6 protein-coding genes are annotated in these 7,241 nt (G+C 33.6%); all 6 read right to left on the bottom strand.

Annotated features, from left to right (window positions below):
• Positions 1-56: 56 nt before the first annotated feature.
• The 6 genes from Q0K80_RS09495 to Q0K80_RS09470 all read right to left on the bottom strand — a co-directional run bounded on the left by Q0K80_RS09495 (position 57) and on the right by Q0K80_RS09470 (position 6,857).
• The gene (locus Q0K80_RS09495; RefSeq protein ID WP_103752308.1) at positions 57-1,421 is read right to left on the bottom strand and encodes a glycoside hydrolase family 32 protein; all 1,365 of its coding nucleotides are present in this window, start codon (positions 1,419-1,421) and stop codon (positions 57-59) included.
• Positions 1,422-1,496: 75 nt separating this feature from the next.
• Positions 1,497-1,913, bottom strand: coding sequence for a PTS sugar transporter subunit IIA (locus Q0K80_RS09490; RefSeq protein ID WP_103752307.1), 417 nt, complete (start codon positions 1,911-1,913; stop codon positions 1,497-1,499).
• Between the two features lie 20 nt (positions 1,914-1,933).
• Positions 1,934-2,410 carry a PTS sugar transporter subunit IIB gene (locus tag Q0K80_RS09485; protein WP_294605752.1) on the bottom strand — a complete coding sequence of 159 codons (477 nt, stop codon included), beginning with the start codon at positions 2,408-2,410 and terminating at the stop codon, positions 1,934-1,936.
• Positions 2,411-2,437: 27 nt separating this feature from the next.
• The gene (locus tag Q0K80_RS09480; protein ID WP_220235464.1) at positions 2,438-3,232 is read right to left on the bottom strand and encodes a PTS system mannose/fructose/sorbose family transporter subunit IID; all 795 of its coding nucleotides are present in this window, start codon (positions 3,230-3,232) and stop codon (positions 2,438-2,440) included.
• Positions 3,225-4,001 carry a PTS sugar transporter subunit IIC gene (locus Q0K80_RS09475; protein ID WP_103752304.1) on the bottom strand — a complete coding sequence of 259 codons (777 nt, stop codon included), beginning with the start codon at positions 3,999-4,001 and terminating at the stop codon, positions 3,225-3,227. Before Q0K80_RS09475 ends, Q0K80_RS09480 begins: the two co-directional genes overlap by 8 nt.
• A gap of 108 nt (positions 4,002-4,109) precedes the next feature.
• Entirely contained in the window at positions 4,110-6,857 is a 2,748-nt protein-coding gene (locus Q0K80_RS09470; protein WP_294605749.1) for a sigma 54-interacting transcriptional regulator, read from the bottom strand.
• Positions 6,858-7,241 lie beyond the last annotated feature (384 nt).

The raw sequence follows: 7,241 nt of genomic DNA, 5'->3' as shown, positions 1-7,241 counted from the left end.
CACGAATTTAGTACCGCCAGCTTCAATTGATCCTAATAACATTTAGTTTTCCTTTTTTACTCGTAAATTGATTTTAAACTATAGTTTAAGCCTATCACTTTATCTGACCAATCGGTATCAATTTTTATAGTTTTTGACATAAACTCGCATTTGTTACTAACTACTTTTTCACCTTTATTAATAAAAAGTTCTGTTAAACCATTGTCAATAAACAGATCTAAAAAGTTGATTTGCTTTAGGCCAACAACTTTATCTACGCGTTCTTCGATCATATCAGTAATTCTTACTATCAAAACATTGTTCTCAAACTTCAAAAAATATTCTGCTTTTTTTGAAAATATTCTTAATGAAAATGAGTTTGTTATGTTACTAAAAGTAAATTCAGACTGTACCGAGTATTGTTTATTTTTTTCTACTTTTTTGTTGTGTCCACGTCGAAGCTTTAAGTATTCTGAAGCCGGTTCGGTTATCAAAATACCATCTCTCTCAGATATTTTTCTGGGTATCGTTAATGCCCCAATACTATTAAAATGATATTCTGATTCTTTTTCTTGTTCTCCAGGCAATCCGAACCAGCCAATTAATAGCCTTTCATTATTGAGTGGATTATACAAAGTTTGAGGCGCATAAAAATCCCGGCCATAATCAAGCTTTTTGCCAAGTGGCAGCTGACCATTATTAAAATTAAACTTCTCAATGTAATAACAGGCGTCAAAGCCATGCTTTTCGCTTGTTTTAATTCCTTTAGGTGAGCCAATAATTACTGTCCTATCTGCAATGTCAAAATAATCAGGACATTCAATCATATTACCAAAATCAGAGCTTTTATTTTCAACTTTACCGATATATTCCCAACCTTGATAAATACTTTTGCTTCTGTACAAAAGTAATTGTCCCTTTTTCTTGCGGCTTTCACCGCCAATTAAAATATAGTAAAAACCGGATTGAGAAAAAATCTTAGGGTCTCTGAATCGCTTAGTATTATTTTCAAAATTTGGAAGAATTATTGGATTATTGGTTATTTTTTTAAACTGGATTCCGTCTTCGCTTTCAGCCAGACAAACTGTTTCCAAATAAGAATCTGCAATTTTTTTATGACCAGTATAAACTAAAATTAATTTATTTTTGATAACAATAGCACTACCAGAAAAGCAGCCATCGGCATCATATTCCTGATTAGGGGCTAACGCGAATTTTACTTGTTTCCATTTAATCAGATCAGTGGAAACAAAGTGCCCCCAGAAAATTTGGCTAGTATTCTGGGCAAACGGATTATTTTGAAAAAAAACATGATAATGATTTTTAAAATAAATTAACCCATTGGGATCGTTAGACCAGCCCGAGTTAGCAGTCAAATGGAACTTATACCTAGGAATGTTATTGCTTTTTAAAGTCTCATTTGCTTTATCAATTAACTTCATAAATATCTTTTTACTTTCAATTATTTACATGAAATAAATAATAAAAGTAGTCAAAATTTACTACTTTTATTATCTTTATTCGTCATCATCATTTCCGACAGTTGCCAACCTATCAGAATAACTTTGCAATTGACTTGCTTCAATCAATTTAGGAACGACTTTCTTAATTTCCATTTTTTGATTGCGCAAGTTTATTGCCTCTATTAAGGTTGCCATGCTTACCCCAGCTAAAATATCAGAGTCTTTTCCAAGAAGAGACATTCTTTTAACAATTTCATTAAATGGTGTTCCATATGATAAGTCGACCAAAAACAATACATTTTGTCCCTTCAAGTTGTCAAAAATTTTATCTAATTGAGCTTGAAAAGGAACTAATCCATCCTCACCTATACTTGCCGTAACAAGATCGTTTTCTTGAGGAAAGAAAAGCTTTACGGACTTTTTCATCGCTTCGGCCAAGCAGCCATGTGAGGCAATAATAATTTTAAACAATTCTTTTCTCCCCTTTATAACTAAATTATGTCTTTTAAATACACCTTTTTATCAGTCGGAACCATTATTGCCGTAATTTCTACACCACGATCTAGTAGTTGATGAAAAGCTTTTTCTTCTTCCGGAGTAATACTTACGCTCGGCTTAATATGATGTGTATTTTCTCGGGTCGACATATTGCCAACATTTATTTTTTTAATATCTAGGCCGCTGTCCATTAGTCTAATAATAGTTTCTGGATCTTTAACTATCATTAGTACCCTTTGCCCCTTGTATTTTCCACCTTTTATATTTGTGACGGCTTTTTCTTCCGAAATTAATGAGGTTGAGACGTTAGATGGAGCAGCTATCCTAAGCATAGTTTTTTGTACCTCATTAGCAGCAACCTCATTATTCACAACCATTATTCTTGTTATGCTTAACTCATTTGTCCATAACGTTGCTACTTGACCATGTATCAAACGATCATCAATTCTAATATGAACTATTCCTTCCATATTTAAAGTTCTCCTTTTATTAGGTTTCTATTTCATAATTCCAAGAACATACAAGCCAACTGATAATACAATGATGATTAAAATAATATAAATTGGCTTAATTTTTTTACCTAATAGGTAATATACGCCAAATACCAGGGCTGCTGGTAATAAGCCCGGCATAATCTGATCCAAAATTTGGTTACCCGTTAATTTTAAAGAACCTTGCTTAAAACTAAGCGCTAAATTTGGCTTTACAACTGTTGGAATTAGGCCACCAACAACCATCAAACCTAAAATAGAAACACTTTCCGTGATCAGTTTCATTTTAGTTTCAATAGAGGTTAACAGGCTTGTCCCTGATTTCATTCCGGCTTTATACAATGGAATTCCCAATCCACGCAGAAACCAAGTGACAATAAACCAGAGAAATATTCCTATTGGACTGCCACTCAATGCCATATTTGCGGCAATTGCGCCAAAAATTGTCCAAGGAATAACTACAAAAACACTGTCTCCTAAACCAGCTAACGGACCCATAAGACCTGTTTTTAAACCTGCTATTGTCTTTAAACTACTCTCTTTTTCCTGTTCCTCAATTTCAATGTTCATCCCTAAAACATAGGGAGCTAAATAAGGATTAGTATTAAAAAATTGCAAATGAGTTTTGACAGATTCTTTCAGTCCTTTTGGATCGTCTTTATAGTTTTCTTTTAAAAACGGTAACATTGAATATGTATATGATAGCCCCATCATTTTTTCATAGTTTAGTGATGCCCCACCATTTAAAATCCATCTAAATAAAACACGGTTTTTTGTTCTGTTACTAACTTGCTCATTCATCGTCATTTACGCCCCCAATAGTTTGAGTTGTATTCAATTCTTCATTGTTTCTTCTATATAAAATAAGTGCAACGGCTGCACCTGCTAAAGCAATTCCTAAGATAGTCATCTTTAGGTAAACAGCTGCAATAAACCCAATTACTAAATAACCAAAATAGCTTTTAACAGGTAAATAACGCAATAATAAACCAATTCCGAGTGCTGGCAGCAAATTACCGGCAACCGTAAGACCTCCAGTTACCCATTGCGGAATAAAAGCAATTATGCTCTTAACTAATGTTGGTCCAGCAATAACTGTTAACAAAACAGGCAACCCTGAAACAAGCATTGTAGTAAATACACCGCAAAGCTGCATAAGTTCAATTTTATTGTATTTTTCTTCGTCCGCATATCTTTCAGCCCGATTTTGAAAGTAAATATTGACAGTCCACTTTAAAACGTCTAGTTCAACCATTAGCATTGCAACTGGAATAGCCAATGTGATTCCAATCGCAGCTTTCTGACCAGTGGTAATCGCAATATAAGTACCAATTAAAGCAGCTGTTTGATAGTCAGGTACTGATGCACCTCCAAAACTTGAAATACCCAGTGTCATTAATTGCAGAGTTCCACCAATATACAAACCAGTATTGATATCGCCCAAAATTAATCCAACCAGAAAACCAGCGACAACTGGTTGCGACGTTCCCAGCATTGAGCCGTTCTTGTCGTAATTAATAAAGAAGCCATATAACACAATTAGTGCTATTTGCCAAAACTGTACGTTCACTATAAATCCTCCTCATAGTTATCAAAAATATTTAACTTACTTTCTACTTAGCAATTTTTGTGCCAAGTAAATGAGATCTTTTAAAAAAGGAGCATAAATTATTGCGCTCTATGCCTTTTCAGTAGAATTAAAAATAATTTGATCAACATAAATTAGCTCTGAAGTGGGGATTTTCACATTATAATTATCACTAATCACACTAAAAGCGGCTTTAATTTTATCTAGATCATTCATATGTCGCTTGGTAAATTCCTTTTCAAATTCAAGATTAATGTTGTTACCCTCTTTTCTGATTAAACGTTCAATCAGATAACTGACGTGAACATATAACGTAAATTTCTTTTGATTAGATAAAGATAAGGAAAATCGCCGCTCTAGTTCTTGGATACAAATAGTAATATTTTCGATAACCTTAGGAACATCAAGAATTGTAACCATGTTTATTGTCTGCTCCAAAGAAAAATTCTTAACAAGATTATTTGAAATGGTATCGATCTCTTTTCCAGTAAACACTAATCCCAACCAGTTTCTGAGCTTAGCTGTTCCCTTATCGGAGAGGATTTTTTCTAAATAGATAAAGTCCAAACCATCAATTTCTGGATTTTCTGTACCAATTATTCCAATAATGTCATACATTTTTTTAACGACTTGGACTTTATGATAATCTTTCAGGGCTTGATAATCATAAGGAATAATCTTAATTTTTTTGTTGTCAGGCAAGCAACGTTCCAAAAGGCGTGCCACATGGGTAGCGGTACCAATACCAGAATAACAGGTAGTCAAGATGGCTTTTTGCTTATGCTTTTCAGGATAAGTCAGTTTGATGTCTAATTTACTCGTTTCTTTCGCTAATTTGCTTATTTCACGAAAACTGCGTTTCTTTAAAATACTTTCACCAACAGTAAGAGCTAGCAGCGTCGAAACATTATTCATTAACAAAATTGGCGCGTTAATTTGTCGGGGAAACAGCGTTTCAATTTCTTTTAAGGAGCCCATGTCTACTAGAATAATCAAACCATGCGTGATATCATTATTTTCACTATAGTCAATAATCTGATTAGCAATCTGCTGGGTACTAACATTAATAGGCATATCGAAGGCGTCCAATGTATGAACACCCAAAAGACGATTAACTACGTTTACAATACTTCCTGCTGTGGCGTAACCATGAGAAATTACAATTGCCTTACCCAGTCCGGTTTTAGTAATAATTTCCAATTTATTTAAATAAATGGTTAGAAAAATATAGTCGGCTTCATTCAGTTCAATGTCCAAGTTACCCTTAATCAGACTAATCAGTTTAGTTACATAAAGATAGACATCAGAATAACGCCTCTGAACATCCTTTTTTAATTTTTGTAAAGCAGGTTTATTTTTAACATCGGCAGTCCCCCATTGAATTTTCTGGCGTTCAAATAAATAGTAGCTAATTGCATAGATAGCGTTGCCGCTTATCTTTAATTGATATGCATTTTTTAACTGGTCAAATAGACGCTTAACACTATTAATGACGTAAGATAGCAGTGGAATTTGCTTACTGTTGTCCTTTTCAAATAGCATCGTATCAAATAATTGATATACTACTTGTTTTAGTTTTGATTCACATTTATTTAAATTACTGCCATTTTGCTCATAAATGGTAAGCAGCTGCTCTAAGCTATGAAGAAAAATTTTCTTTTCCGGAAAATTACGGGCAATCAAATCGTCAATTGCCGTCTCATTAGTTATTTTTACTGCTTTTGCTGGAGTAAGATACGATTCTCTTTTACTTTTTATTAAAACGTTAGCAGGTAAATTATAGGCAGTTAAAGAAATATTATCTTTATCTTTTTGCTCTGCATTAGCTTGTGCAATTGTCAGTTTAACTGCGTTTTTAAGATCTCCAATGTTTCCAGCTGGTTGATAGTTAGCTAGCATATCCAGAACCTGATCACTGACTAATAAGGGCTTTGCAATTTTCTTTTGTTCATTGTTCAATAAGGTATAAACTAAATTGAGTCGTTCTTCCTTACTCCTTTGACTCAAAGACGGCAAAGTGATTTTCACGGGAATCCTTCTCATGAAAGTTGTCAAAAAACCAGTTTCTAGATCTTCTGTGGTCGCAAAACATAGTCTGACACTAACCCTTTTGCCCTTTTTAGTTTCTCCCACCGGATAAATTAGTCCACTATCTAGATAAGTAAAAAGCTTTTCTTGCCCCTTAGGTCCAAGACGATGAACTTCGTCCAAAAATAGAATTCCGCCATCAGCCTCGAGAAAGGCTCCTGGGTGATCTTCATCGGCACCCGTAAACGCACCTTTTTTATAACCAAATAAATTACTGGTTAGCAATTCTGGATTATCCGCATACTGAGCACAATTAACAGTAATAAATGGTGCATCTTTCTTTATTAATTTATGCATTCGGCAAAACTTTGCAATTAAGCCTATTAAATAGCTTTTACCGGTGCCACTTTCTCCGGTAATAAGCAAAGGAAGGCCACCATTTGGATATAAGATCGCAGCTCTCACTCGTTCAATGCTTTCTTTTAGACTAGGATTTATTTGGGTAAAACTCTTCAAAAGATCCTTTTGATCATTTTCTTTTTCAATTTGAGCTACTGATTGGTATACACTAGTTTTCAATTTAAAATTGTCTTTTTCAAATCTTGCTCTGTGGATAAAATGAACGGGTCGTGTTCGAATCTTGATTAGCTTGTGTTCGTTAACTAATTGATTTAAATATAAGCTCACTGTATTACGCTTCGCCTTGAGCTTATTAGCAATACCTCCAGCCGTAAACTGATTACCAAGGTGATCCAAATCAATAGTTTTAGTTTGAACATCTAAGTATTTCAAAATCTTTTCTTTTAACATACTAGCCTCTTTTTCTAGTTCATCATTTTGTTATAAACCGATTTCATAATTATTGTAACTTATGTAATTAACACTTCAGCTGATTTTTTCACGCTCATTTACTGTGAAAACACGTTCTTAAATAAGAGATTAATGTTTTAGCTTTAGGATTAGTTCATTTACTCTACCTTGTAATTAAACAAAAAATTTTTATAATTTCAAAGTGTGAATCATCTTGGCTAGTGTGAAAAAATTAAAAAAAGACTTGAAGAGATATTCTTCAAGTCTTTTAAAATAAATGATGGACTCGCCTATATTAATTATTTCCAGCATTACTGTTTTTGTCTGATCAGCTACCAATCAAAAGATCCGGTGTTTCAGCCATTGTGCCATATTTAATAAATT

Source organism: uncultured Lactobacillus sp. (assembly GCF_945290125.1).
Lineage (GTDB): Bacteria > Bacillota > Bacilli > Lactobacillales > Lactobacillaceae > Lactobacillus > Lactobacillus rizhaonensis.
The sequence above is the reverse complement of the archived record's forward strand: the minus strand, read 5'-3'. Positions and strand labels throughout refer to the sequence as shown.

Excerpts from the sequence above, each read along its gene's own strand:
- Q0K80_RS09495 (WP_103752308.1), bottom strand. The coding sequence starts at position 1,421 with ATGAAGTTAATTGATAAAGCAAATGAGACTTTAAAAAGCAATAACATT.
- Q0K80_RS09485 (WP_294605752.1), bottom strand. The coding sequence starts at position 2,410 with ATGGAAGGAATAGTTCATATTAGAATTGATGATCGTTTGATACATGGT.
- Q0K80_RS09480 (WP_220235464.1), bottom strand. The coding sequence starts at position 3,232 with ATGAATGAGCAAGTTAGTAACAGAACAAAAAACCGTGTTTTATTTAGA.
- Q0K80_RS09470 (WP_294605749.1), bottom strand. The coding sequence starts at position 6,857 with ATGTTAAAAGAAAAGATTTTGAAATACTTAGATGTTCAAACTAAAACT.